This is a genomic window from Bradyrhizobium sp. USDA 336 (assembly GCF_044908355.1).
Taxonomy (GTDB): domain Bacteria; phylum Pseudomonadota; class Alphaproteobacteria; order Rhizobiales; family Xanthobacteraceae; genus Bradyrhizobium; species Bradyrhizobium yuanmingense.
Genome location: NZ_JBIYDC010000002.1, coordinates 5,996,686 through 6,020,892 on the forward strand (window position 1 = coordinate 5,996,686; position 24,207 = coordinate 6,020,892).

At 64.7% G+C, this 24,207-nt stretch carries 20 protein-coding genes; 5 read left to right on the top strand and 15 right to left on the bottom strand.

What is annotated here, in order from left to right; translation table 11 throughout:
* Window positions 1-175: 175 nt before the first annotated feature.
* From ABIA45_RS29125 to ABIA45_RS29165, 9 genes are all read right to left on the bottom strand, one after another.
* Entirely contained in the window at window positions 176-1,261 is a 1,086-nt protein-coding gene (locus ABIA45_RS29125) for a branched-chain amino acid ABC transporter permease (protein ID WP_157285318.1), read from the bottom strand.
* Window positions 1,258-2,268, bottom strand: a complete 1,011-nt coding sequence (locus ABIA45_RS29130; RefSeq protein WP_404654532.1) for a branched-chain amino acid ABC transporter permease — start codon at window positions 2,266-2,268, stop codon at window positions 1,258-1,260. The genes ABIA45_RS29125 and ABIA45_RS29130 overlap by 4 nt, the downstream gene beginning before the upstream one ends.
* Window positions 2,265-2,987 (bottom strand): ABC transporter ATP-binding protein, encoded by a 723-nt coding sequence (locus ABIA45_RS29135; RefSeq protein WP_225189921.1) that lies wholly within the window; start codon window positions 2,985-2,987, stop codon window positions 2,265-2,267. The genes ABIA45_RS29130 and ABIA45_RS29135 overlap by 4 nt, the downstream gene beginning before the upstream one ends.
* Window positions 2,984-3,760 (bottom strand): ABC transporter ATP-binding protein, encoded by a 777-nt coding sequence (locus ABIA45_RS29140; RefSeq protein WP_275501777.1) that lies wholly within the window; start codon window positions 3,758-3,760, stop codon window positions 2,984-2,986. Before ABIA45_RS29140 ends, ABIA45_RS29135 begins: the two co-directional genes overlap by 4 nt.
* A gap of 206 nt (window positions 3,761-3,966) precedes the next feature.
* Window positions 3,967-5,151, bottom strand: a complete 1,185-nt coding sequence (locus ABIA45_RS29145) for a substrate-binding domain-containing protein (protein ID WP_404654533.1) — start codon at window positions 5,149-5,151, stop codon at window positions 3,967-3,969.
* Window positions 5,152-5,262: 111 nt separating this feature from the next.
* Window positions 5,263-7,290 (bottom strand): acyl CoA:acetate/3-ketoacid CoA transferase, encoded by a 2,028-nt coding sequence (locus tag ABIA45_RS29150; protein ID WP_404654534.1) that lies wholly within the window; start codon window positions 7,288-7,290, stop codon window positions 5,263-5,265.
* Between the two features lie 245 nt (window positions 7,291-7,535).
* The gene (locus tag ABIA45_RS29155; protein WP_404654535.1) at window positions 7,536-8,978 is read right to left on the bottom strand and encodes a sigma-54 interaction domain-containing protein; all 1,443 of its coding nucleotides are present in this window, start codon (window positions 8,976-8,978) and stop codon (window positions 7,536-7,538) included.
* Window positions 8,979-9,242: 264 nt separating this feature from the next.
* A complete protein-coding gene (locus tag ABIA45_RS29160; RefSeq protein ID WP_404654536.1) occupies window positions 9,243-10,979 on the bottom strand; it encodes a putative bifunctional diguanylate cyclase/phosphodiesterase in 1,737 nt (578 codons plus the stop codon).
* A 409-nt stretch (window positions 10,980-11,388) separates the two neighbouring features.
* Window positions 11,389-12,360, bottom strand: coding sequence for a sensor histidine kinase (locus ABIA45_RS29165; RefSeq protein ID WP_404654537.1), 972 nt, complete (start codon window positions 12,358-12,360; stop codon window positions 11,389-11,391).
* A gap of 179 nt (window positions 12,361-12,539) precedes the next feature.
* Between ABIA45_RS29165 and ABIA45_RS29170 the strand changes: the two genes are divergently transcribed.
* Window positions 12,540-13,379: an SDR family NAD(P)-dependent oxidoreductase gene (locus tag ABIA45_RS29170; RefSeq protein WP_404654538.1), complete on the top strand. Its 840-nt coding sequence runs from the start codon at window positions 12,540-12,542 to the stop codon at window positions 13,377-13,379.
* A gap of 278 nt (window positions 13,380-13,657) precedes the next feature.
* Here ABIA45_RS29170 and ABIA45_RS29175 read toward each other — a convergent pair whose 3' ends face one another.
* Window positions 13,658-15,034, bottom strand: coding sequence for a cytochrome P450 (locus tag ABIA45_RS29175; protein ID WP_404654539.1), 1,377 nt, complete (start codon window positions 15,032-15,034; stop codon window positions 13,658-13,660).
* Window positions 15,035-15,275: 241 nt separating this feature from the next.
* Window positions 15,276-16,511, bottom strand: coding sequence for an LLM class flavin-dependent oxidoreductase (locus tag ABIA45_RS29180; RefSeq protein ID WP_157285327.1), 1,236 nt, complete (start codon window positions 16,509-16,511; stop codon window positions 15,276-15,278).
* Between the two features lie 475 nt (window positions 16,512-16,986).
* On the opposite strand from ABIA45_RS29180, the gene ABIA45_RS29185 reads away from it, so the two are divergent.
* Entirely contained in the window at window positions 16,987-18,186 is a 1,200-nt protein-coding gene (locus ABIA45_RS29185) for a PHB depolymerase family esterase (RefSeq protein ID WP_271541668.1), read from the top strand.
* Window positions 18,187-18,240: 54 nt separating this feature from the next.
* Here the strand turns inward: ABIA45_RS29185 and ABIA45_RS29190 are convergent, their stop codons facing one another.
* Entirely contained in the window at window positions 18,241-19,182 is a 942-nt protein-coding gene (locus ABIA45_RS29190; RefSeq protein WP_404654540.1) for an IS110 family transposase, read from the bottom strand.
* A 317-nt stretch (window positions 19,183-19,499) separates the two neighbouring features.
* Window positions 19,500-19,802 (bottom strand): hypothetical protein, encoded by a 303-nt coding sequence (locus tag ABIA45_RS29195; RefSeq protein WP_404654541.1) that lies wholly within the window; start codon window positions 19,800-19,802, stop codon window positions 19,500-19,502.
* Between the two features lie 194 nt (window positions 19,803-19,996).
* On the opposite strand from ABIA45_RS29195, the gene ABIA45_RS29200 reads away from it, so the two are divergent.
* Window positions 19,997-20,359, top strand: a complete 363-nt coding sequence (locus tag ABIA45_RS29200; protein ID WP_404654542.1) for a winged helix-turn-helix transcriptional regulator — start codon at window positions 19,997-19,999, stop codon at window positions 20,357-20,359.
* Window positions 20,360-20,431: 72 nt separating this feature from the next.
* Here the strand turns inward: ABIA45_RS29200 and ABIA45_RS29205 are convergent, their stop codons facing one another.
* Entirely contained in the window at window positions 20,432-21,112 is a 681-nt protein-coding gene (locus ABIA45_RS29205) for an MBL fold metallo-hydrolase (RefSeq protein WP_404654543.1), read from the bottom strand.
* A 161-nt stretch (window positions 21,113-21,273) separates the two neighbouring features.
* Here ABIA45_RS29205 and ABIA45_RS29210 point away from each other — a divergent pair, with 161 nt between their 5' ends.
* Both ABIA45_RS29210 and ABIA45_RS29215 read left to right on the top strand, forming a co-directional pair.
* Window positions 21,274-22,872 (top strand): alpha-amylase family glycosyl hydrolase, encoded by a 1,599-nt coding sequence (locus tag ABIA45_RS29210; protein ID WP_404654544.1) that lies wholly within the window; start codon window positions 21,274-21,276, stop codon window positions 22,870-22,872.
* 138 nt (window positions 22,873-23,010) lie between these two features.
* Window positions 23,011-23,499 carry an MmcB family DNA repair protein gene (locus ABIA45_RS29215; protein WP_271541678.1) on the top strand — a complete coding sequence of 163 codons (489 nt, stop codon included), beginning with the start codon at window positions 23,011-23,013 and terminating at the stop codon, window positions 23,497-23,499.
* A gap of 95 nt (window positions 23,500-23,594) precedes the next feature.
* Here the strand turns inward: ABIA45_RS29215 and ABIA45_RS29220 are convergent, their stop codons facing one another.
* Window positions 23,595-24,149, bottom strand: a complete 555-nt coding sequence (locus tag ABIA45_RS29220; protein WP_271541680.1) for an ActR/PrrA/RegA family redox response regulator transcription factor — start codon at window positions 24,147-24,149, stop codon at window positions 23,595-23,597.
* Window positions 24,150-24,207: the final 58 nt, after the last annotated feature.

Consider the following 24,207-nt stretch of genomic DNA (forward strand, 5'->3'; position numbering starts at 1 on the left):
CCCCCTCGCTGGAGGATCACGAATACACCGCACAAATGGCGCAAACCTTAGGAAAGCCAGTTACCTAAGCATTAATCCGGCTGGTGTGATCGCATCAATCGTAGCGCTACGCGCATCGCACGCGGTGGTTGTGTTGCGCGCGCCGCAATCGCGGCGCCGCATGGTAAATCATCGGCTAATGCGAGGGGCCGGCAGACTTCTTGCCGCCGCCATGGCGCAGCCGTCCGACCACGCCGGTCGGGAAGAAATAGACGCTGGCGATGAACAGCAGCCCGAGCCACAGCAGCCAGCGGTCGGGATGCAGCAGCCCCGGCAGCAGCGGCAGCCCGGCTTCGCCCGCCGCCTTGGAGGCGACGCCCATCAGCGATTGCAGATAGTTCTGGGCGAGGATGAAGATGGTGGCGCCGATGATCGCGCCGTAGATCGTGCCCATGCCGCCGATCACCACCATCAGCAGGATGTCGAGCATGATGGAGAAGCTCAGCGAGGTGTCGGGACCGGCATAGCGCAGCCACAGCGCGTTCAGGATGCCGGCGCTGGCCGCGACGAGGGCGGCGAGGCAGTTGGCGTAGGTCAGGTGGAACACAGTGCGGAAGCCGAGCGCCTCGGCGCGAAAACGGTTCTCGCGAATCGCCTGCAGCACGCGCCCGAACGGCGAGTTCACCACGCGGAGCAGAGCGAGGATCATCAGGCCCGAGATCGCGAACACCAGGTAGAAGGTCAGGATGCGGCCGTTGATCTCGAAGCCGAACAGGTTCTTGGAGATCAGCACCGTGCCGGGGCGCAGCAGCTCCGGTAGCTGGAAACTGCGCCCGTCCTCACCACCGGTCAGCCAGGACAGCTGCGAGGCCAGCACCTGGAAGGCCGAGGCGACCGCGAGCGTGATCATGGCGAAGAAGATCGCCGCGACCCGCAGCGAGAACAGCCCGATGGCGAGCGCAAGCAGGGCTGCGAGCGGCAGGCCGGCGACGATGCCGGTGGCGACTGCGGCCCAGTTCGGACCCATGCCGTACAGCGCGATGGCGATCGCGTAGCTGCCGATGCCGTAGAACATGGTGTGGGCGAACGACACCGAGCCGGTATAGCCGAGCAACAGATCGTAGGAGGCGACTAGCGCTGCGAACACGCAGATCTTGGCCGCGACGTTCAGCGCCTTGGCGCCCGGGAACAGGAACGGCGTTGCCGCCAGCGCCAGGATGATGACGACGAGAACGAGCGTCAGGACGCGGCTGCGCGGCGGATCGCCTGAGAGGATCATCATCGGCTGGTCACCGCATAGAGGCCGCGCGGCCGCCACATCAGAATGGCGACCATCAGCAGGATGTTGGAGACGAGGGCGAGCTTCGGCACCAGGAAGCCGCCGTAATTGGCGACCATGGCGACCAGAATGGCGCCGATGAAGCAGCCGCCGATCGATCCTAGCCCGCCGATGATGACGACGATGAAGATCAGGACGGTGAGGTCGTCACTCATGGAGGCGTGCACCTGCTCGCGATAGAGCGCCCACATCACGCCGCCGAGGCCGGCCAGCGCCGATCCGGTCATGAACACGCCGAGGAACAGGCGGCGGATGCGATAGCCGAGCGCCTCGACCATCTCGCGGTTCTCGACGCCGGCACGGATCAGGAGGCCGAGCTTGGTGCGGTTGAGCACGAGCTGGATCGTGATGAAGACGCCGAGCCCGATCAGCATCGCCAGCACGCGGTACTTGGCGATCGCGACGTCGCCGATGATGAAGGAGCCGCGCAGCGAGGCCGGCAGCGGCATCGGGATGATCTGCGGTCCCCACAGCGCATAGAGCGTCTGTTCCGCAACAATGAGGCCGCCGGTCGTCATCAGGATCTGCTTCAGGTGCTGGCCGTAGACGGGGAGGATCATCACGCGCTCGACGACGAGGCCGAGCGCGCCCGACACCGCCATCGACAGCAGAGCGGCCGGGGCGAGAACCGCAAGGTTCGTTAGAAGCGAGTCGGCCTGGATGGACGCCGCGAACGGCGCCAGCACCAGGGTCGCGACATAGGCGCCGACGGCGATGAAGGCGCCGTGGCCGAAATTGAGCACGTCCATCAGGCCGAACACCAGCGTTAGCCCTGAGGCCATGATGAAAATCATCATGCCCATGGCGAGGCTCGCGACGGTCAGGGTCAGCCAGGACGAGGTCGATCCGATCAGCGGGATCATCAGCAGCGCGAGCGCGAGCGGCAGAAGGATCGGCGCGAGATCGCGCTTCGGCTTCGGCAGCGGATCGGTTGCGGCAAGGTCTGTCACTGATGCGCCTCCAGGCTCAGGCCGAGCAGCCGCTCCTGCAGCGGCACGTCGGCGGCGAGTGCCGCCATCTCGCCGCGATGAACGATGGTGCCGTTGTCCATCACCAGCACGTTGTCCCCGAGCTCGCGGGCGGCAAAGAAATTCTGCTCGACCATCAGGATCGTCGCGCCCTTGCGCTTGATCTCCTTCAGGCACTCGATCAGCGCCATCACGATGGCGGGCGCGAGGCCCTTGGTCGGCTCGTCGATCAGGAGCAGCTTGCGCGGCTCGACGATGGCGCGGGCGATGGACAACATTTGTTTCTGCCCGCCCGACAGGCTTCCCGCGCGCGACAGCCAGAAGCGGCGCAACGCCGGGAAGAAGCCGAAGATCCAATCCAGCTGCTTGTCGTCGAGCGGCGCGTCGCGCGCCGCCAGCACCAGGTTCTCCTTCACCGTGAGATCGGAGAACACTGCCATGCTCTCCGGCACGTAGCCGACGCCGATCCGCGCGATGTCGGGCGTCGCAAGGCTCTCGATGCGCTGGCCTGCCAGGGTGATCTCGCCTTTCGAGGCCTGCCACAGCCCCATGATGGTGCGCAGCGTCGTGGTCTTGCCGGCACCGTTGCGGCCGAGCAGCATCGTGACCTGTCCTTCCGGCACCGTGAGATCGATGCCCTGGAGGATGTGATAGCGCCCGATATGGGTGTGCACGCCGGAAAGCTTGAGGAGATCGCTCATGCTGCGCTCCCTGCAGCGTTCTTCGGCGCGACGCCGAGATAGGCTTCCTGCACGATCGGCGAGGCGATCACCTCGGCGGGCGCGCCGTCCGCCACCAGCTGCCCGTTATGCAGCACGATGATGCGGTCGGCGAGCGAGCGCACCACGTCCATCTTGTGCTCGACCAGGAGGATGATCTTGCTCCTGTCCTGCTTGAGCTGCGCGATCAGGTTCAGGACGATCGGCACCTCGTCGATGCTCATGCCGGCGGTCGGCTCGTCGAACATGAAGACTTTTGGCTCGAGCGCGATCATCAGCGCCACCTCGAGCTTGCGCTGGTCGCCATGCGACAGCGCGGTCGCAGTGACGCCGCGGCGATTGCCGAGCGCGACCTGGTCGAGAATGGCGTCGGCGCGCGCGATCAGGTCGCGGCGCACCGTCCAGGGCCGCAGCATGTCGTAGTGCGTGCCAGCCGCCGCCTGCACTGCGAGGCGGACGTTCTCTTCCACTGAGAGATTCGGGAAGAGATTGGTGAGCTGGAACGCGCGTCCGAGGCCCGCACGGGTGCGCATCGGTGCGGAATGCTCGGTGATGTCGGTGCCGTCGAACAGGATGCTGCCGCCGGATGCCCGCAGCTGGCCCGAGATCAGATTGAAATAGGTGGTCTTGCCGGCGCCGTTCGGCCCGACGATGGCGGTGAGCTCGCCCGGGCGAAACGTGCAGGAGACATTGTTGACCGCGACATGGCCGCCGAAGCGGATGGTGAGGTCGCGGGTTTCGAGGGTGAGCGGCATGGGTGTCTGGCAAAGGATGAAACGAGATAGATCCGCAGGTCACGGTGCGCTCCCTCCCCCGCTTGCGGGGGAGGGCTGGGGAGAGGGCTATCTCCGCGGGCGAGAACCCCCAAGAGGAGAAAGCCCTCACCCGGCGCGCGGGACGATGCTTCGCATCGCCCGGGACGCGCCGACCTCTCCCGCAAGCGGGAGAGGTGAAGAGGCACCTACCGCTTGTTCTTGATCGGAACGTTCATGTCCTCGATCTTCAGCTCGCGCACCGGCTCGAGCACGGCCCAGGCGACGTTCGGATCGACCTTGACCTTGAAGTGATACATGCTCTGCAGCGCCTGATGGTCCTCTTTCCGGAACACCATCTTGCCCTTGGGCGTGTCGAACTCGAGGCCCTCCATCGCGCTGATCAGCTTCTCGGTGTCGGTCGACTTCGCCTTGGTGACGGCGGCGACGACGGACATCGCAGCCGCAAAGCCGCCCGCGGTGAAGAAGTCCGGCGGCGCGTTGAAGCGCTTCTGGTGCTCGGCGACCAGCCAGTCGTTCACCGGGTTCTTCGGGATCTCGTAGAAATAATAGGTCGCGCCTTCCATGCCGGGCAGACCCTTGTAGGCCGCGAGCGCCGGCAGGATGTTGCCGCCGGTGGAGAGCTCGATGCCGTAGCGCTTCGGATCCATGTCCTGGAGCTTGGCCAGCGGATTGCCGGCGCCGGCCCAGAGCACCCAGATCACCTTGCGGCCGGGCTTGTCCTTCAGCGCGTCGAACAGGCGCTGGCCGACCGCGGTGAAGTCGGTCGTCGAGGTCGGGGCGTATTCTTCGGCGGCGAGCGTCGCGCCGGTCTTGGCGAGCGCCTCCTTGAACGCGGCGACGCCGTCGCGGCCGAAGGCGTAGTCCTGCGCCAGCGTCGCCACGGTGACGCCCTGCTTGCCGATCGCGACTGCGTTGGAGATCGCATCCTGCGAGGAGTTGCGCGCCGTGCGGAAGATGTAGCGATTCCACTTCTCGCCGGTAATCTGGTCCGCGACCGCCGGCTCGACGATCAGGATCTTCTTGTTCTCCTCGGCCACGGGAAGAATGGCGAGCGCCGCGGCCGACGACGTTGTGCCGATCGCGATGTCGGCCTTGTCGTCCTGATAGGCTTCAGCGAGCGCGGCCTTGGCCAGGTCGGGCTTGCCCTGGTCGTCCTTGGTGATGATGACGATCTTGCGGCCGTCGAGCGTCATGCTGCCCTTGGTGGCGTACTCGAGACCCATCTTCAGGCCGGTCTCGGTCTGCTTGGCGTAGGCTTCGAGCGGACCGGTCTTGCCGTAGATCAGCGCGATCTTGAGATCGTCGGCGAGCGCGGAGGTGCCCGCGCCGAGCGCGAGGATGGTTGTTGTTATGATGAGTGATCGACGCACGATGGTCCCTCCTGATTTAAAAGTTTCTGCCAACAGCGATTTGCACAACGTTACGAACATTGCAATTGAACCTTCCGACGGAGCGCGCTTGCGCGTGAACATGCATCATTTTTAGGCCTGGCTCTCTTTGCGCGCCGCGCCGGCCTCGATCTGGCGCCAGTCCGACTGCGCTTCCTCCGCGCTTTCAAAGATGTGCGGCGCGACGCCGCGTTTCTCCAAGGCTTCGCCGAGCTTGATGCGCAGGAAACCCGACGTCGTGTAGCGCGACACGCCGGAATAGAAGCGGTCGACGAGGCTGCGCACCATGGCCGAATAATCGTCCATCAGTTCCGGCAGGATGGAAAAATTGTCATAATTGACGATGGCGTAGACGCGGCGTCCGAGCGGCGCCAGGCGGGCCTCGACGATGGCGGCGATGGTGTCGATCTCCGCCTTGCTGCGCAGCGGGTAGCGCTCGAGATTGACGAAGAACAGGTTCTGCTGCTCGTCCAGTGTGAAGCGCTGGTCGAGCGGGATGGTGAGCAGGCGCTCGCGCAAATCCATCAGCCCGTCCCCGAAGATGCGCGCGTCCATCAGTGCGGGGTCGCGCGGGATCAGCGGCTTGAAATCCATCAGGCGCAGGATGTCGCGCTCGATGTCGATGCCGGGCGCGACCTCGACGAGCTCGAGCCCGTCTTCCCGGAGCTCGAATACGCAGCGCTCGGTGACGTAAAGGGTGCGTTGCTTGCGCGCGGCGGCAAACGGGCCGCTGAAGGTGACGTGCTCGACATTCTCGACGAATTTGCGCGACGTGGCCTCGTCCAGAATGACGAGCTTGCCGTCCTTCACCGCGATGCGCTGCTTGCCGGCGCCGAATGTGCCCACGAAGATCACTTCCTTGCCGTTCTGGCTGATGTTGATGAAGCCGCCGGCCCCGGCGAGCTTCGGTCCGAACTTGCTGACATTGAGGTTGCCGGCGCGGTCGACCTGGGCAAGGCCGAGGAATGCGGCATCGAGGCCGCCGCCGTCGTAGAAGTCGAACTGGTACGGCTGGTCGATCACCGCCTGCGTGTTGATCGCCGCGCCGAAATCGATGCCGCTCGCCGGGATGCCGCCGATCACGCCCGGCTCCGCCGTCAGCGTGATGAGGTCGATGATGCGCTCTTCATTGGCGACCGAGGCGATCCCCTCGGGCATGCCGATGCCGAGATTGACGACGCTGTTGGCCTTCAGCTCCAGCGCCGCGCGCCGGGCGATGATCTTGCGCTCGCTGATCGGCATCACCGGTAGCGAGGCGGCGCGGACCCGGATCTCGCTCGAGAAAGCCGGATTGTATTGCGTGCCGAAAGTCTGCCAGTGGTTCTCGGGCCTCGACACCACCACGCAGTCGACGAGGATGCCGGGAATCTTGACTTGACGCGGATTGAGGCTGCCGGCCTCGGCGACACGCTCGACCTGGGCGATGACGATGCCGCCGGAATTATGCGCCGCCATGGCGATGGCGAGCGCCTCCAGCGTCAGGGCCTCCTTCTCCATGGTGAGATTGCCGTCGGGATCGCCGGTGGTGGCGCGGATGATCCCGACATCGATCGGGAACGTCTTGTAGAGCAGGCATTCCTCGCCGCGCAGCGTGATCAGCTCCACCAGGTCCTCGGTGGTGCGTGCGTTCAGCTTGCCGCCGCCGTGCCGGGGATCGACGAAGGTACCCATGCCGACGCGGGTGATGTGGCCAGGCCGGTGCGCGGCGATGTCGCGGAACAGATGGGTGATGACGCCCTGCGGCAGGTTGTAGGCCTCGATCTGATTCGCAATCGCGAGCTGCTGCAGTTTCGGCGCAAGGCCCCAATGCCCGCCGATCACGCGCCGCACCAGGCCTTCATGTCCGAAATGATTGAGGCCGCGCTGCTTGCCGTCGCCCTGTCCAGCCGCATAGACCAGCGTCAGATTGCGCGGCTTGCCTTGCGTATAGGGCGCATCGCCCTCGTGGGACAGATAGAGCTCCTCCAGTGCGACGGCGATCTCCTCGGCAAAGCCGATGCCGACGAAGCCGCCAGTTGCCACCGTGTCGCCGTCGCGGATCAGCATGACGGCTTCATTCGCCGAGACGACCTTGCCCTTCTCGGAATTGCGCAAGTAAGGCAGAGCTGGATGATGGCTCACGGCGTTCCTCCCGCTCCCTGGACCGTAGGCCTTGTTGTGCTTGATCTTATCGCGAAGCGCTGCCCCGGAACAGGTTGCTCCTCGCGAAGGAAAGACGGCAAAGCGGAGAGCAAGGTCCGCGCCAGATCCCGCAACGTCGCGCAAAACCGCTGAAATCTGCGGCAATTGCCTGCGATCTGTCCCGGAAGAGCAGCCGGGTGCGGTGTCCGGAATCCGAGACTCCGGACAGTCCCGTGTCTCGAAACTCAGACGGGCGCCGATCCCGAGGCGAGGCCGAACTTGGCGAGCTTCTTGTAAAAGGTCGCGCGCGAGATCCGCAGCATCCTGGCGGCCTCGGCGATCTGGCCGTTGCTGGCGGCGAGCGCCTGCTCGAGCGTCTGCTTCTCGAACTCGGCCTCGGCCTCGGCATAGGGCACCACCAATCCGGCCGGGCGCTCGGCCGGTGCGAGCCTGACCTCGCTGCCGATGGGAAGAATGCGGGCGACATCCTCGCCGGTGAGCCGCCCGGAATCGCTGAGGATCAGCGCGCGCTCGAGGATGTTGCGGAGCTCGCGGACATTGCCCGGCCAATCGTAGCGGGCGAGCGCGGCGAGCGCGCTCGGCGTGATCTTCGCCTTGACGTAATCGCCCGACGCGCTGATGTCGTCGAGCAGCCGGGCGCAAATGTCGGGGAGATCGTCGAGGCACTGACGCAGCGGCGGCAGGTCGACCGAAAGCACGTTGAGGCGGTAGTAGAGATCGGCGCGAAATGCGCCGTCGCTGACACGCTTGCGCAGGTCCACATTGGTCGCGGCGATGACGCGGACGTCGACCCTGGTGATCTTGTCCGAGCCGAGCGGCTCGATCTCGCGCTCCTGCAGCACCCGCAGCAGCTTGGCCTGCAATTGCAGCGGCATCTCGCCGATCTCGTCGAGGAACAGCGTGCCGCCGTCGGCGATGCGGAACTTGCCCTCGCGTCCCCGTCGGTCGGCGCCGGTATAGGCGCCCGGCGCAGTGCCGAAGAACTCCGACTCGATCAGCGTCTCGGGGATCGCGGCGACGTTGACGCTGACGAACGGCTTATCGGCGCGCGAGGAGGCGTTGTGGATCGCCTGCGCCAGCATCTCCTTGCCCGTCCCGGTTTCGCCGGTGAGCAGGACGGTGACGCTCTGCCGCGCGGCGCGGCTGGCGATCTCCTTGGCGCGCGCGATCGCAGGATTCGTGCCGACGAAATCGGCGAAGGTGAAGCGCGCCGCGCGGGCGTTGGACAATTGCCGCCGCGCCAGCCGCAGATCGCTCTCGAGCTGGGCGACGCGGGCGAGCAGGGGCTTCAGGCTTTCGAGATGATCATAGAGTACGAAGCCGATCGCGCCGATCACCGTCCCGTTCTCGTCCTCGATCGGCATGCGAGTGACGACGAGCTGCTCGCCGCCGAGCTCCATAATGTCGAGCAGGATCGGCTCGCCGGTCTCGGCCACCTTCCGCATCAGGCTGTTCGGGATGACCTCCTCGATCGACCGGCCGATCGCCTCGCTGGCATGGTCGAGACCGAGCGCGGCAAGATATTTCTCGTTGACGTAGACGACGCGCCCGCCGCGATCGATCGCAATCGCGCCCTCGCAGAGCTTCTCCAGCCGCTCGAACAGCGTCTCCATCGCGCGCGCACGGAGATAGGCGGAATCGCTGATCGAGGAGGTGGCGGCAGGCATGAGATACCTCGGGGAGGTCCGCCCGTGTATTAGCAAAAGTGCAGCGATTTCAAAGGGGGAATTCGGCATCGGGGTGCGCCCCATACTCAGCCGTCGTCCCGGGCAAGCGAAGCGCAGATCCGGGACCCATACCCCCAGGGAGATGTGACTACGGGGACTCGGAGTGACGTCTTGGCGCCAAACCACGTCTTGTGGTTATGGGTCCCGGGCTCGCGCTTTGCGCGCCCCGGGACGACAGCGGTATGTGTTGCGCCGGCGCCGCCCCTACCGCCGGTACCCGCTCGCCCGCGAATAGCCCTGGCGGTTCTGTTGCGCCGGGCGGCTTGCCATGCTGACCCGCGCTTCGCTCGAGGAGGGCGTTGCGAGCTTCAGCTCCTCCAGGAAGATCGGCCGGGAGAAATAATAGCCCTGTGCGTAGCGGATCTTGGTCGCCGCCTGCAGATAGGCCAGCTCCTCGTAGGTTTCGAGGCCTTCGGCGATCACCGTCATGCCGAGCGCCTCGCTCAAGGATTCGATCGCGCGCAGGATGCCCTGGCTGCGCGGGCGCTTATGAATGTCGGTGATGAAGGAGCGGTCGATCTTGATCTCGTCGGCGGTGATGTCGGCCAGCGCCGAGAGCGAGGAATAGCCGGTGCCGAAATCGTCGATGGAGACGCCGACGCCGAGCTTGCGGAACATCGGCAGAATCTCGTCCTGAAAATGATTCTTGGCGACGAAAGCATCTTCCGTCACCTCGATCATGAACCGCTGGGGAAAGCCGGTCTCTTCCAGCGCCTGCGCAAAGCTGCGCATGAACTCGGGATTGCCGGCCTGCTTGGCGGCGACGTTGATGCTGATGGTCGCTTCCGGGCCGAACGTGTCGTTGATCAGGTCGATCGACTTGACGATCTCGGCGAGCACGAGATGGGTCAGCTCGTCGATCAGGCCGAGCTCACCGGCAAGATCGATGAACGAGCCGGGCGCCTGGATCACGCCTTCGTCGTCGCGCAGGCGGACCAAAGCCTCGATGCCCTTCACCGCTTGCGTTCGGATGTCGACCTTGGACTGGAAGGCGCAGCAGAAGCGCTTTTCCAGGATGGCGAGCCGCAGCGACTGCTCGACCTTCATCCGCGCCTGCGCCTCTCGCTCCATGCTGGCATCGAAGAAGGCGGCCAGTCCCTTGCCGTTGTTCTTGATGCGGTACATCGCGATGTCCGCGTTCTGCCGCAGCGTCTCGAAGCTGCGTCCATGGTCGGGATAGAGGCTGATGCCGACTGAGGTCGAGGCGAATACTTCCGAATGGTCGATGAAGAACGGCGCGGTCAGCCGCTCCAGCGTCGATTGCATGAATTCGGCGACTTCCTCCTGGCTCTGGATCGGTGACAGCAGCAGCAGGAATTCGTCCCCCGAGATGCGCGAGAGCATGTCGGAATCGCGCAAGTCCCGTCCGAGCCGCTTCGACAGCTCGACCAGCAGCGCGTCGCCCACGGCGTGGCCGTAATAATCGTTGATGTGCTTGAAATTGTCGACGTCGAGGAAGGCCAACGCAAAGCCTCCGCCGCCGTCGTCGCGCGCGAGCAGGGCGTTGGCGCGGTGCTCGATCACGCGGCGCGAGGGCAGCCCGGTCAGCTCGTCGAAATAGGCCGAGCGGAACAGCTGGTCCTCGAAATTCTTCTGCTCGGTGATGTCGGAGGACGCCGAGATCAGCAGCTCGCGTCCGTCGAGACGAACGGGGCGATGGGTCGTGAGCAGCACCTTTCGCGCAGCGCCGACGTGAAGCGCTTCCTCGGTCACGACCGGCTGCCCGTCGCTCAGGGCCTGGCGGCAGGCTTCGCGCCGCGGCGTCAGATCGGGTGAAGGACGGCTGCCATCCAGGCCGAGCTGCGCGGCGGCGGCATCGTTGACCAGCAACAGCTCGCCATGCGCGTCCTGCACGGTGAGGCCGGCCGGCAGCATTCTAACGATTTCCTTGAGAAAACCGAGCTCCGCTTCAGTCGCGCCGGAATATTGGTTGTCGTTCATAGAAGTCATGAATCTTGTTGTTTCAGCGCGCCTTTGCAATGGGCGCGATCTTCCGCGGTTCCCTCTTAAGTTTGGTTAAGGGGTCAGGAGAAATACGGGGGTGTTTTGGAGAAAACTTGCGACGATCCGACGCGCGCTGGCGATCGTCATTAACGGAGCGTCAACGCCGCATGAAAAACTGCGATCGGAGTGCTTTCGAGTCTGACGCAGGATCAGGTGTGGCTATGGGCACCGACTGGCTCCACAGCGTCATGGCCGGGCTTGTCCCGGCCATCCACGCCGTTCACGCGGCACAAAGAACGTGGATGCCCGGGCCAAGCCCGGGCATGACGACCTCTGCAAAATCCAAATGCGATGCCCTGCGCAAGCGGGGGAGGGAGCGCACCTCCCACGTTGCGACACTTGAGCCTTACCGCTCGTCGCTTCGTGGAATTCGACACTGCATGATACAATGCAGCCCGGTTTTCAGATACGAGATCTCGGTTTTGCCGTCGAAGGCCGACAGTGCCGACTTCAAGAGCTTGGTGCCGAAGCCGGGCTCCGACACCTTGTCCACGCTCGGTCCTTCGGTTTCGTCCCAGGTGATCGTCAGGCGGTCGTCGGTGATGGTCCATGACACCTGCAACAGACCGCGCGGTGAGGAGAATGCGCCGTACTTGCCTGCATTGGTGGCAAGCTCGTGAAACATCAATGACAGCGTGACCGCGAGCTTGGGCGGCAGGAACAGCCGCTCGCCGTTGAGCGTGAAGCGGACATGGCCGTAAGGCCCGAGCTCGGAGATCAGGAGGTCGCGGATGTCGCAGCCGGCCTTGTCGATCCGCGAGATCAGATCATCGGTTGCGGCCAGCGAGCGCAGCCGCGGATCGACCCGAGCCCAGACCTGCGGCTGGTCGTGCAACACCTGGTGCACCACGGCATGCACCGTCGACAGCTTGTTCTTCAGCCGATGCTGGAGCTCCTCGACCAGCAGCTTGCGATAATCTTCTTCCTCGATCAGGCGTCTGGAAATTCGGCGCTGCTCGGCCAGCATGGTGCGATAGTGCTCGACACCCCAGATGGTGATCGCGCACACGGCCCAGTAAAGCGCCAGCAGGACAAACCGCGCGCGATCGGCAAACGCATCGCCGAAATTCAGCGCGACGCCGAGCACGCCGCCGACGAGCGCCGTCACGATGCCGATCCGGAATCCACCCAGGGCCGCAGCAAAGAAGACGGCCGGGAAGTACGGCGTGAAATAGATGTCGGGACGAACCTGAGCGAGGCCCCAGCGGACCAGGGTTGCAGCCAACAGGCAGACCACCGCAAAGCCGATGCTTAGACCGACCGAGGGCGGCGCCGCACCCTGCCAGCCCTTGCGGAACTCCTCGATCAGCTTCCTCATGCCCTGCCTGGTTGCGATAGGCGTTCGACGATCGAGCGGCCCGTGAGGATGTTACGCATGCCGCCCATACAAGCATAGCTTGCCTTGTCGGAAGCGGGCAGGAATAGTGACCGCTGCGGCGACGGCGGCGGCCGGCATTCGCCATTTGGCATCAAATCACTCGAAAACAGGAAAATTCCATGGGCAGGCTGGACGGCAAGGTTGCGGTGATCACGGGGGCGACGAGCGGCATCGGATTGCGCACTGCGGAAGTCTTCGTTGCCGAAGGTGCCAAAATTGTGATCGCAGGCCGGCGCGTGCCCGAAGGCGAGGCGCTGGCGAAGCAGCTCGGGGAAAGCTGCATCTTCCGTCAGACCGACGTCACCGTCGAAGCGCAGATGCAGGCGCTGATCGCGCTCGCGGTCGACAAGTTCGGCAGGATCGATTGCCTGTTCAACAATGCCGGCGGGCCGGCGCAGACCGGCGGCATCGAGGGCCTCGAGGTCGAGCGGTTCGATGCGGCGATGGCGACGCTGGTGCGCAGCGTCATGCTCGGCATGAAGCACGCCGCGCCCTACATGAAGAAGCAGGGCGGAGGCAGCATCATCAACAATGGCAGCATTGCCGGCCGCCTCGCCGGCTTCTCGTCGTCAATGGTCTATGGCGCGGCCAAGGCGGCGGTGATCCATCTCACCAAATGCGTGGCGATGGAGCTCGGCGAATCCAACGTTCGCGTCAATTCGATCTCGCCCGGCGCCATCGCGACCGGCATCTTCGGCAAGGCGCTGGGGCTCTCGACCGACGCCGCCGAGAAGACGCCGGCGGTGATGCGCGAGGTCTACAAGACCGCGCAGCCGATCCCTCGCGCCGGCCTCCCCGACGACATCGCCCACGCCGCAGTGTTCCTGGCCAGCGACGAATCCAGCTTCATCAACGGCCACGACCTCGTCGTCGACGGCGCCATGACCGGCGGCCGCAATTGGAGTCAACAGCAGCAGGGCTATGTGGCCTTGCGCAAGGCGTTCGATCAAGGGGCGTAGGCGGCGGCAGATGACGGTGCAGTAGGGTGGGCAAAGCGAAGCGTGCCCACCATTCTTTCCGTCGCGGCAAATCGTGGGCACGGCGCTCCGCGCCTTTGCCCACCCTACGAGTTCTACTGCGCAAGGCGTTCGACGAGGGGGTGTAGCGGACAGTCTCGTGCCCCGGACGCGGTGCGGCGCGAAGCGCCGCTCCGCAGAGCCGGGGGCCCATCCATCCGCAGCTTGCCTGTGGCAATCTGGGTCCCGGCTCGCGCTTCGCGCGTCCGGGACACGAAAAGCTACACCGCCTTCACCGTCACCCGCAGCCCGTCCCGCGGCTTCGGGATCGGCCACATCTGCCAGTCCGGCTTGTAGCCTGGCGCGAGCGACACCTCGATATTCTCCAGGAAATGCCGCGCGAAGCATTTCGCCTGCATGTAGGCGAAGTGCAGACCGAGGCACATATGCGCGCCGCCGCCAAACGGCACGAAGGCGAAACGGTGACGGCCACGCTGTGCGTCCTCGGTGAAGCGCAGGGGATCGAAGCGGTCCGGCTCCGGCCAGATCTCCTTCATGTGGTGGGTATAGAGCGGGTTGATGCCGATCGCCGTGCCGGCGGGGATCGCAAAACCCTTGAAGCTGAAATCGCGCATTGCGCGGCGCGGCATCGACGGCACCGGCGGCTTGAGCCGCAGCGCTTCCTTGAACGCCATCTCGGTCAGCGGCATCTTCTCGAGATCGTCGAAGCTGGTCGGCGCGCCGGAGGCGAGGCCGAGCGCGAGCACCTCCGCGCGCAGCCGGTCCTGCCAGTCAGGATTGGCGGCGAGCTCGCCGATGAACGAGGTCAGCGACGAGGTCAGCGTGTCGTGCGCGGCCATCATCAGGAAGCTCATATGGTCGATGATGTCCTGGTCCGACAGCAGCGCGCCGTTCTCATGGGTGGCGCGGCAGAGCTGCGAGAACAGATCATCGCCGCCGTGATTGCCGCGCCGCAGCGGAATCTGCTCGCGGAAATAGGCGATGATGCGCTTGCGTCCCTTCACCCCCCGCGCCATCTGGGTGCCGGGCAGGGGGCGGCGGATCGGGGTGACGGCGGCGGCCACCATGTCGACGAAGGCGCGGTTGATCTCGTCGACCTCGGGCCCGATATCGGCGCCGAGGAAGGAGGCCGCGGCGAGATCCAGCGTGAGCTGTTTCATCGCCGGATAAAGCTGCATCTCGCCCGGCTTCGCCTTCCACTGCGCGACGCGCGCGGAAATGCCCCGGTCGAGATCGCCGAGATAGGACTTCATCGGTCCCGACTTGAACGCGACCGAGAGCGCCTTGCGATGCAGGCGATGCTCCTCGAAATCCAGCAGCATCAATCCGCGCGGAAACAACAGCCCCAGCACCTTGTCCCAGCCATGGGTCGAGGAGAACAGCTTCTGCTGGTCGAACAGCACGAGCTCGTTGGCCTCGGGCCCGAGCAGCACGACATTGGTCTCGCCGAAAAAGTGCGTGCGGTAGACCAGACCGTATTTGGCGCCGTTCGCCTCGATATGGCCCTTGGGATCGGCGAGCACCTGAAAGGTCTTGCCGATGACCGGCCAGCCTTCGTCACCGGGAATGTGGGTCAGCTCGTTGCGTCTGGGCGGAGTGAACGGAAGCGCAGGGGCGGCCACATTCTGCATCGACATGACGATTGCTCCGATTGCCTAGCCCAGCAAACATAGCACGATCCGGGCGCGATGAGCTGCGGTCGTCTTGCGCACAAAATCGTCACTCTCACTGCCGTCGTCCCCGCGGAGGCGGGGACCCATAACCACAGGGAGGAGTTTTGGTGCGAGGCTGGTAGCTCCGAGTCTTCGTAAATCCGCATCCTGTGGTTATGGGTCCCGGGCTCGCGCTGCGCGCGCCCCGGGACGACGAGTGGAGTGCCTAACGCTTCGCCGCTTCCTTCTGCAGATCCGGCGCGTTGACGGCGGGAATGGCGACACGGCCGGGGCCGGTCACCTTCAGCGCCTCGGCGGCCTTCTCGTTCTCCATGATCTTGGCCATCACAGCCTGGCCGGCACGCTCGAAGATCGCGCGGTTCTCGATCACGAATTTCTGCGACTTGCGAAGACCGTCGATATAGCCGTTGATCTCCGGCACAACGTAGCGCGCCACCATGTCCCAGCTCCGGCGGGTGTTTTCCGGATTGGCCCAGTCGTGCACGAAGCCGATGATGGCGCCGACGCCGCCGGAGACCTGCATCACGTTCTTGATGGTCTTGACGAGATCGTCGGGCGTGCCGATCGTGGACGCCGCGCCCTCGACGAAGGCGGTCTTGTCGACGGCCTCGTCGGGCGAGGAGAACGCGGTGAGGCCCGGCCGCTGCAGCGTGCCGACATTATATTCGTTGTGCCAGCGCATCAGGCCGGCGCCGGCCTCGCGGCGGGCTTGTTCACGCGTCTCGGCGATGTGCCAGGTCAGGAGCACGCGCCAGTCGGCGCGACGCACTGTGGTTCCGTGCTTTTTGGCGGCATCCTCGGCGAACTGCCATTGCTGCTGCAGCGACATCAGGCCCTGCGTCGTCATCGAGCCCAGCGAGATGATGCCGATGCCGTATTTTCCGGCCAGCGTCATGCCGGAGGGCGAAATCTGCGAAGCCACCACGAACGGCATCTCCTCCTGCAAGGGCAGGATCTGCAGCGCGGCGTCGTTCATCGTGAACCAGTCGCTCCTGGCGGTGACGCGCTCGCCGTTGAAAAGGCGGCGGATGATGCCGATCGCCTCGTCCTGACGGTCGCGCTGCGTCATCGGATCGATGCCGAGCGTGTGCGCATCGGAGGCGAGCGCGCCCGGTCCGGAGCCGAAAATGGCGCGGCCGCCGGTCATGTGGTCGAGCTGCACCATGCGCTGGGCGACGTTGAAGGGATGGTGATAGGGCAGCGACACCACGCCGGTGCCGAGCTTGATCCGCTTGGTGCGCTCGCCGGCGGCGGCCAGGAACATCTCGGGCGAGGCGATCATCTCCCAGCCCGAGGAATGATGCTCGCCGCACCAAAACTCGTCGTAGCCGAGCGCGTCCAGCTGCTCGACCAGATCGAGATCGCGCCGGAACTGGAGCATCGGATGCTCCCCGATCGGGTGATGCGGGGCAAGAAAGGCTCCGAACTTCAGGCGCGCCATGGCGGTCTCTCCGGCTGAATTTTCTGTTTGTTGGTCGTGTCAGGCTACGTGCCTGACGGCACGAACGCAATCACGCGATGTCCCGCGCGGTGGAATGCAGGCATGCGCGGCGGCAAGCGAGACGTTGCGTAGTCCTCGCCCGCTTCGCGCTTCATCACGATTACGACACGCAGCGCCATTGGGCGGGTCCCTTCATTCGCGTTCGACACCTCCACGTCGAAGCCTCACAATCAGCGCGCGCAGAATTCCTCGCCTCGCTCGTGTCATTTGTGACATTCGTCATGATCGGCGCCCCATTTCCCGCGCGGATGCGCCGCGCACCGGCACGAGATTGCGACGTTGCGGTTAATGCGTGCGGATTCTTGCGGATTCTCAGCCAATTTCCCGAGATTGACAGCGCACGGTCTTTTTATTTTGCGCCGCAGCAACTATCTGGTTGGGCTGGACGTTGAACGTCGCCCACCAGGAACTTGCCGTGTCGTTAGCCAGAAACATCGACCTCTTGAGACGTCTGCCCCGGCTGGACGGACTGCGCTTCGCCGAGCCCGGCCGCGGTGCAGATGGATCTAGCCCGCTGCAGGAGGTCACCGGCTTCGGCGACAATCCCGGCGCCTTGCGCATGTTCGCGTTCGTGCCGGCGCAATTGCAGCGGCCGCGCGCGCTCGTCGTCGTGCTGCATGGCTGCGGGCAAACGGCGGCCGCTTACGATCTCGGCGCGGGCTGGTCGACGCTCGCGCAACATTACGGCTTTGCGCTATTGATGCCCGAGCAGCAGCGCATCAACAATGCCAACACCTGCTTCAACTGGTTCAATCCGGAGGACACCGCGCGGGACAGCGGCGAGCCGCGTTCGATCCGCGCGATGATCGCGCACATGGTGAAGACGCATCGCATCGATCCCAGGCGCGTCTTCATCACCGGCCTGTCGGCCGGCGGCGGCATGACCTCGGTGATGCTCGCGACCTATCCGGAAGTTTTCGCGGCCGGCGCGATCATTGCCGGGCTGCCTTACGGCATCGCCTCGAACTTGCGCGAGGCGCTCGACGGCATGTTTCATTCCCCGGCGCGCCCTTCGCGCGAGCTCGGCGATCTCGTGCGCAGCGCCTCCGACCATCGCGGCCCTTGGCCGAGGGTCTCGGTGTGGCACGGCAGCGCCGACCGCACCGTCAATCCCGGCAATGCCAACGAGATCGTCAAGCAATGGCTCGACCTGCATGGCCTGCCTGAACTGCCGATGGCGGAGACCAATGTCGACGGCTATCCGCGCCAGGCCTGGTGGGACAAGGACGGCGAGACGCTGGTCGAGTCCTATGCCATCACCGACATGGCGCACGGCACGCCGCTGGGGCTCGCCGACAACGATCAGCGCTACGGCATTGAAGGCGCCTTCCTGATCGAGGCTGGCATCTCCTCGTCCTACCACATCGCGAAGTTCTTCGGCCTCACCGGCTGGATTGCGGACGCCGCGACGACGAAGGCGGAAGCCAAATCCACGACGAAGTCCGCGACGAAGCCTGCCGCGAAGCCGGCGCTCTCGCCCGCGCCGCATCTCGCCCGCTCGATCCGCACCCTCGTCGCCGCGGAGCCGGCCGAGCCGCAGGGCGAGAAGGTGCGCGGCTTCGACCTCGGCCAGATCATCACGCGCGCGCTCACGGCCGCGGGGCTGATGAAGTAGCCCCGCTGTCGTCCCGGACAAGCGCGCCTGAAGTGCGCGCCGATCCGGCAACTGTTACGTTGGCACGTCCTTCAGATACGGTTTTCTGTCTCGCATCATGGCGTTGAGTATCGTGAGCAGCTTCCTGGCAACTGCAATGAGGGCAAGCTTGGCTGGTTTGCCGGCCTGTCGCAACCGTGCGTAGAAGGTCTTGAACGGATCGGCGCGGCGGACTGCGTTCAGAGCGGCCATGTAGAGGGCATCACGGACGCGCTTGCGGCCGCCGGCGATCTTGCGTTTGCCACGGAAGGCACCGCTATCGACGTTGAAGGGGGCGAGGCCGGCCAGCGCCGCGATCTGCTTGGGCCCAACATGTCCGAGCTCCGGCATCTTTGCGATGAGTTGCATGCAAGCCACGGGCCCGACGCCAGGCAGCGAGCGCATCAATCGCGCATCGTCCGCGATCTCCTGCTCGGCCTTGATCAGTGCCTTGATGTCGGCCTCGATCTCGGCGATCTCGCCGTCGAGGATCTCGATGAGGCGGCTGATCCGTTCGGCCATACCACGGTTATCGGCCTCGCTGCGCCGGTTCTTCTCCTGCGCGCGCATGCGGACTAACTGATCTCGCCGTTTTGCGAGCCCTGCCAAGGCGTTGCGGGCGGGGGTAGCCGTTTGCTCGGTTTCCGGCTGCATGGCTCGCGCGAAGGCCGCCAGCATCCGCGCATCGATCGGGTCCGTCTTGGCAAGTTGGCCGCTGGCGCGCGCAAAGTCGCGGGCTCGGGCCGGGTTGATCCGGGCGAAGCGGATCCCGGCCTGGCTCAGCACCTCGCGAAGTTCGAGGTCATAGACGCCCGTGGCCTCGAAGACGACCAGCACATCGCATCGCCAACGCGCCGCGATCTGTGTGATGGCCTGCGTCGCGTTGGCGATGCGCTCCGGCACGCCCAGGCCTTCATCGAAGATATCGAGATATTTTTTAGAGACGTCGATTCCAACGTAGCGAAGGGGTATGATCACGGTGCCTGTCCCTGTGATGCGAGGTCTGTTGGCGCAGCCTCGTGCAACTGTTCAGGTTGGTAATGGAACGGGCGGGAGACCGAGCCGGCTCACGGCGTCAAGCGCCAAGGACCCAACGGCTTCCCGCCCAACCCTATTCTGACAGACTTCCAAGACACAGGGACCCATAGCCACAGGACAAAGTTGGGCACGAAGAGGTGACTCCGAGTCCCCGTAACCACATCTCCCCGTGGTTATGGATCCCGGATCTGCGCTTGCGCTTGTCCGGGATGACAGCGGAGTTTGTAGCGGCGGCTTCAATTCAGCTCCGCGAAAAGCTACCCCGTCTGATCGATCACCTCGACCGGCGTCACCGTCACCTCGCCGCCTGCGACCTTCCGCGTCACCTCCTGGTAGTCCTTGAAAAAGTCGCGCGATTGCAGCGTTTTCTGCGCAGCATCGTCGGCGACGCTGGCGAAGTGGAGATAGCTGCCGTCGTCGCGATGCTTCAGGCAACGATACCCGATCCTTCCCTTCAGCTCCGCATCGGCGTCGATCGCCCTGATGAAGCGGCCGATCTCGCGGTGCCACTCCTCCGTCGTGCCGTTCTTGAACTCGTATCTGATCATGAAGTGCTTCATGTGACGCTCCCTGTTCGTCTTGTGCGTCATCATCTGCGCGCTCGATACGATCCCGCAAGTATGGACAAAATTGATAGTATGGACTTTTTCGCCGTTGCTCCTATCCTCGTCGCATAGCGTTTTCGAGCGAAGTGGTACCGGTTCGCGTAGAGAAAACGCGTCAAAACAAGAATCTTCCACATGGAGGAAACGACATGGCGAAGACGTCTCCCGCGCGCATCTGTCCGGTTGCGGCGTTTCAGAAGATGATCAGCGGCAAATACAAGCTGCGCATCGTCTGGGATCTCAAGGACGGCCCGCGCCGCTACGGCGAGATCAGAAGCGGCTTGCTGCGCGGCGCGTCAGGCAGCGCCGAGATTACCCCGCGCGTGCTCAGCCGCGAATTGAAGGCGTTGACGATGAGCGGCCTGATCGACCGCAAGGATTTCGGCGAGGTGCCGCCGAAGGTCGAGTACCGCCTGACGCGAAAAGGAAAGAGTTTTGTGCCCGTCGTCGCGGCGATCCGCGAATGGGGTGAACGAAACCTCGGCGAGCCCGTGCTCACCGAGGCCGCATGATCCGGACCCGAAGGCCGCGCTAGTGCAAAGCGCGAAGCGGTTTTCCGATTGGATCATGCGCAGGCAAAAAGCCTACATCTCGCCGGTGATGAACGGATTGGTCATCCGCTCCTGGCCGATGCTCGAGCCGGCGCCGTGGCCGCAGATGAAGCCGACATCGTCGCCGAGCGGCAGCAATTTCGTCTTGATCGAACTGATCAGCGTGGCGTGACTGCCGCCGGGCAGGTCGGTGCGTCCGACCGAGCCGGCGAACAGGACGTCGCCGACATGGGCAAACCGCAGATCCTTGTTGAAGAACACCACGCTGCCGGGCGAATGACCCGGACAATGCAGGATGTCGAACTGCAAGTCGCCGATCGACACGCTGTCGCCTTCGTCGAGCCAGCGGTCCGGCGTGAAGTCGCGTCCTCCGGTCATGCCGAAGCGCGCGCCGCTCGCCACGACGTTGTCGAGCAGGAACTTGTCCGCGACATGCGGTCCCTCGATCGGCACCTTGAGCGCATCGCGCAGCTCGGCCGCGCCGCCGACATGGTCGATATGGCCATGGGTCAGCCAGATCTTCTCCACGGTGACGCCGGTCTGCTTGATCGCGTCCAGGATCTTCGGCACGTCGCCGCCGGGATCGATCACCACGGCCTTCTTGGAAGGCTCGTCCCAGATGATGGTGCAGTTCTGTTCGAACAGCGTCACGGGAACGATGATCGCGCCCGCCTTGGCTTGCCGGGATTCTTGAGTGTCGTTTGGCTCGGTCATGGCCTCACAATGCCGATTTTTGCCGAGCCGCCAAGCAAAAGATTCGTCCCCGCACCGGGGAACAACCGTCACACGGCCGTCCCAATTGGCCTGCCAATTTGAACCGGGGCGTTGCTGTCGCGTTCTCCCGCGCAAGGCGTCAGATTTGGGTGGTCTTCGGCATGGCTCACGACAACGAGAATTGGTGGCGCGACGGCATCTTCTATCAGATTTATCCGCGCTCGTTTCAGGACTCGGACGGAGACGGCGTCGGCGATCTCGCCGGCATCCTCAAGCGGCTGCCTTACGTCAAATCGCTCGGCGTCGATGCGATCTGGCTGTCGCCGATCTTTCCCTCGCCGATGGCCGATTTCGGCTACGACATCTCGGACTATGTCGGCATCGAGCCGCTGTTCGGCACGATGGCCGATTTCGACGCGTTGCTCGCGGCCGCCCACGACAATGGCCTGAAGCTGATCCTCGATCTCGTGCCGAACCACACCTCCGACCAGCATCCCTGGTTCACCGAGAGCCGGTCCTCGCGCGACAATCCCAAGCGCGACTGGTACATCTGGCGCGATCCGGCGCCAGGCGGGGGCGTGCCGAACAATTGGTTGTCCGAGTTCGGCGGCAGCGCGTGGGCTTTCGACGAGACCACGGGGCAATATTACTACCACGCCTTCCTCGCCCAGCAGCCGGACCTCAACTGGCGCAATCCGGACGTCCGCGCCGCGATCTACGACGTGATGCGGTTCTGGCTGGACAAGGGCGTCGACGGCTTTCGCGTCGACGTGATCTGGCACCTGATCAAGGACGCCGAATTCCGCGACAATCCGGCCAACCCGCACTACGTCGAGGGTCGTCCGCCGAACGAAAAAATCCTCACGCAATATTCCACCGACCAGCCGGAGGTGCATGACGTCATCGCCGAGATGCGGCGCGTCACCGATTCCTATGGCGCGCGCGTCTTGATCGGCGAGATCTATCTGCCGCTGCACCGGCTCATGGCCTATTACGGCAACGATCTCACCGGCGCGCAGATGCCGTTCAACTTCGCGCTGCTCTCGACCTTCTGGAGCGCCCGCTCGATCGAGAAGATCATCGAGGACTACGAAAAGGCATTGCCGCGCGGCGCCTGGCCCAACTGGGTGCTCGGCAATCACGATCGTCCGCGCGTCGCGAGCCGCGTCGGGCCCGAGCAGGCCCGCGTCGCGGCCATGCTGCTGCTGACGCTGCGCGGCACGCCGACGCTGTACTACGGCGACGAGATCGGCATGCACCAGCTCGCGATCGCGCCGGAGGACGTGCGCGATCCCTTCGAGAAGAACGTGCCCGGCATCGGTGTCGGCCGCGACGGCTGCCGCACGCCGATGCAGTGGGATTCCTCGAACTTCGCCGGTTTTTCGCAAGCAAGGCCCTGGCTGCCGCTGCCGGAGGACCACATCCGCGAGAATGTCGCCAATCTCGAAGCCGATTCCCGCTCGATCCTCAGCCTCTACAAGCGCCTGATCGGCTTGCGGAAGAGCTGCCCTCCGCTGGTCACGGGCGATTATCATCCGATCGCCGCGCAAGGTGATCTCCTGATCTACCGCCGCGAGGCCGGCGGCAAGGCCGTGATCGTCGCGCTCAATCTCGGCCCCGATCCGGTCGCGGTGACCACCAGCGCGATCCGTTTCGGCAGCAGCATCTTGCTGTCGACGTTCCTGGATCGCGAAGGTGAGGAGATCGAAGGCGTGCTGGACCTGCGCGGCAACGAGGGCGTGGTGGTGGCGGCGCCGTAAACTGTCGTCCCGGGGCGCGCGTCGCTTCACAACCGCGGCCTGTGGCTATGGATTCCGGGCTCGCGCCAGGTGGCGCGCCCCGGAATGACGGGTGGGGAGACGGTGTCCGCCCCTCATGGAATCGGCTATTCTCGCCGTATGGACAACACCGCCCGCATCACACTCGTGCCGCCGCCGGATCGTCGCCAGTCGGAGACGGCGCTGGCGATCGCGCGCGGCACCGCGCGTCTGTTGCGCTCGCTCGGCTTCTCCTGCATCAGCGAATTGCCGTTGCCGTCGGGCCGGCGTGCCGATCTCGTCGCGCTGAACGAGCGCGGCGAGATCTGGATCGTCGAGATCAAGTCGTCGGTCGAGGATTTGCGCGCCGATCAGAAATGGCACGAATACCGTGCCCATTGCGACCGGCTGTTCTTCGCCTTCACGCAGGATCTGCCCTGCGAGATCTTCCCCGGTGACACCGGCCTGATCGTCGCCGACGCCTACGGCGCGCACCTGCATTGCGAGGCGCCCGAGCACAAGCTCGCCGCCGCCACCCGCAAGCAGATGACGCTACGTTTCGCGATGGCGGCGGCCTTGCGGATCAACCGCCTGGTCGATCCGCAGGGCCACGCGGATTTTTGGGAATGAATGCGTAGGGTGGATTAGCGCAGCGTAATCCACCAATTGCCGCCGCACGCGGGAGAGGTGGATTACGCCTTCGGCTAATCCACACTACGAGACCTTTACCTCGGCGCGCGCTTGGCCAGGATCCGCTGCAGCGTACGCCGGTGCATGTTGAGCCGGCGCGCCGTTTCCGAGACGTTGCGGTTGCACATCTCGTAGATGCGCTGGATGTGCTCCCAGCGGACGCGGTCGGCCGACATCGGGTTGGCCGGCAGCTCGGACTTGTCCGTGTTGGTCGAGAGCAGTGCGGCGACGACGTCGTCGGCATCCGCGGGCTTGGAGAGATAATCGATCGCGCCCATCTTCACCGCGGTCACCGCGGTGGCGATGTTGCCGTAGCCGGTCAGCACGATCGCGCGCGCATCCGGCCGCTTCTTCTTGAGCGCCGAGACCACGTCGAGGCCGTTGCCGTCGCCGAGCCGCAGATCCACCACCGCGAACGCCGGCGCCGATTTGCCGATCTGCGCAAGCCCGTCCGAGACCGTGTCGCATGATGTCACCGAAAAGCCGCGGCTCTCCATGGCTCGTGACAAACGCTCCAGAAACGGCTTGTCGTCTTCAACGATGAGCAGCGAGCGGTCGGTCTGTTCGTTCAGTTCGGCAATGGCGTTCAAGGTTGTGTCCTCTCTCCAGCGCATTGACATATGGCGCCGCAATGGCGCGGTGCCAAGG

Bases quoted from the DNA above. Each gene is read 5' to 3' on its own strand.
- ABIA45_RS29200 (WP_404654542.1), top strand. From the start codon at position 19,997: ATGGCGAAGACGTCTCCCGCGCGCATCTGTCCGGTTGCGGCGTTTCAG.
- ABIA45_RS29195 (WP_404654541.1), bottom strand. From the start codon at position 19,802: ATGAAGCACTTCATGATCAGATACGAGTTCAAGAACGGCACGACGGAG.
- ABIA45_RS29160 (WP_404654536.1), bottom strand. From the start codon at position 10,979: ATGAACGACAACCAATATTCCGGCGCGACTGAAGCGGAGCTCGGTTTT.
- ABIA45_RS29175 (WP_404654539.1), bottom strand. From the start codon at position 15,034: ATGTCGATGCAGAATGTGGCCGCCCCTGCGCTTCCGTTCACTCCGCCC.
- ABIA45_RS29155 (WP_404654535.1), bottom strand. From the start codon at position 8,978: ATGCCTGCCGCCACCTCCTCGATCAGCGATTCCGCCTATCTCCGTGCG.
- ABIA45_RS29170 (WP_404654538.1), top strand. From the start codon at position 12,540: ATGGGCAGGCTGGACGGCAAGGTTGCGGTGATCACGGGGGCGACGAGC.
- ABIA45_RS29215 (WP_271541678.1), top strand. From the start codon at position 23,011: ATGGACAACACCGCCCGCATCACACTCGTGCCGCCGCCGGATCGTCGC.
- ABIA45_RS29125 (WP_157285318.1), bottom strand. From the start codon at position 1,261: ATGATGATCCTCTCAGGCGATCCGCCGCGCAGCCGCGTCCTGACGCTC.
- ABIA45_RS29210 (WP_404654544.1), top strand. From the start codon at position 21,274: ATGGCTCACGACAACGAGAATTGGTGGCGCGACGGCATCTTCTATCAG.
- ABIA45_RS29205 (WP_404654543.1), bottom strand. From the start codon at position 21,112: ATGACCGAGCCAAACGACACTCAAGAATCCCGGCAAGCCAAGGCGGGC.
- ABIA45_RS29135 (WP_225189921.1), bottom strand. From the start codon at position 2,987: ATGAGCGATCTCCTCAAGCTTTCCGGCGTGCACACCCATATCGGGCGC.
- ABIA45_RS29180 (WP_157285327.1), bottom strand. From the start codon at position 16,511: ATGGCGCGCCTGAAGTTCGGAGCCTTTCTTGCCCCGCATCACCCGATC.
- ABIA45_RS29140 (WP_275501777.1), bottom strand. From the start codon at position 3,760: ATGCCGCTCACCCTCGAAACCCGCGACCTCACCATCCGCTTCGGCGGC.
- ABIA45_RS29165 (WP_404654537.1), bottom strand. From the start codon at position 12,360: ATGAGGAAGCTGATCGAGGAGTTCCGCAAGGGCTGGCAGGGTGCGGCG.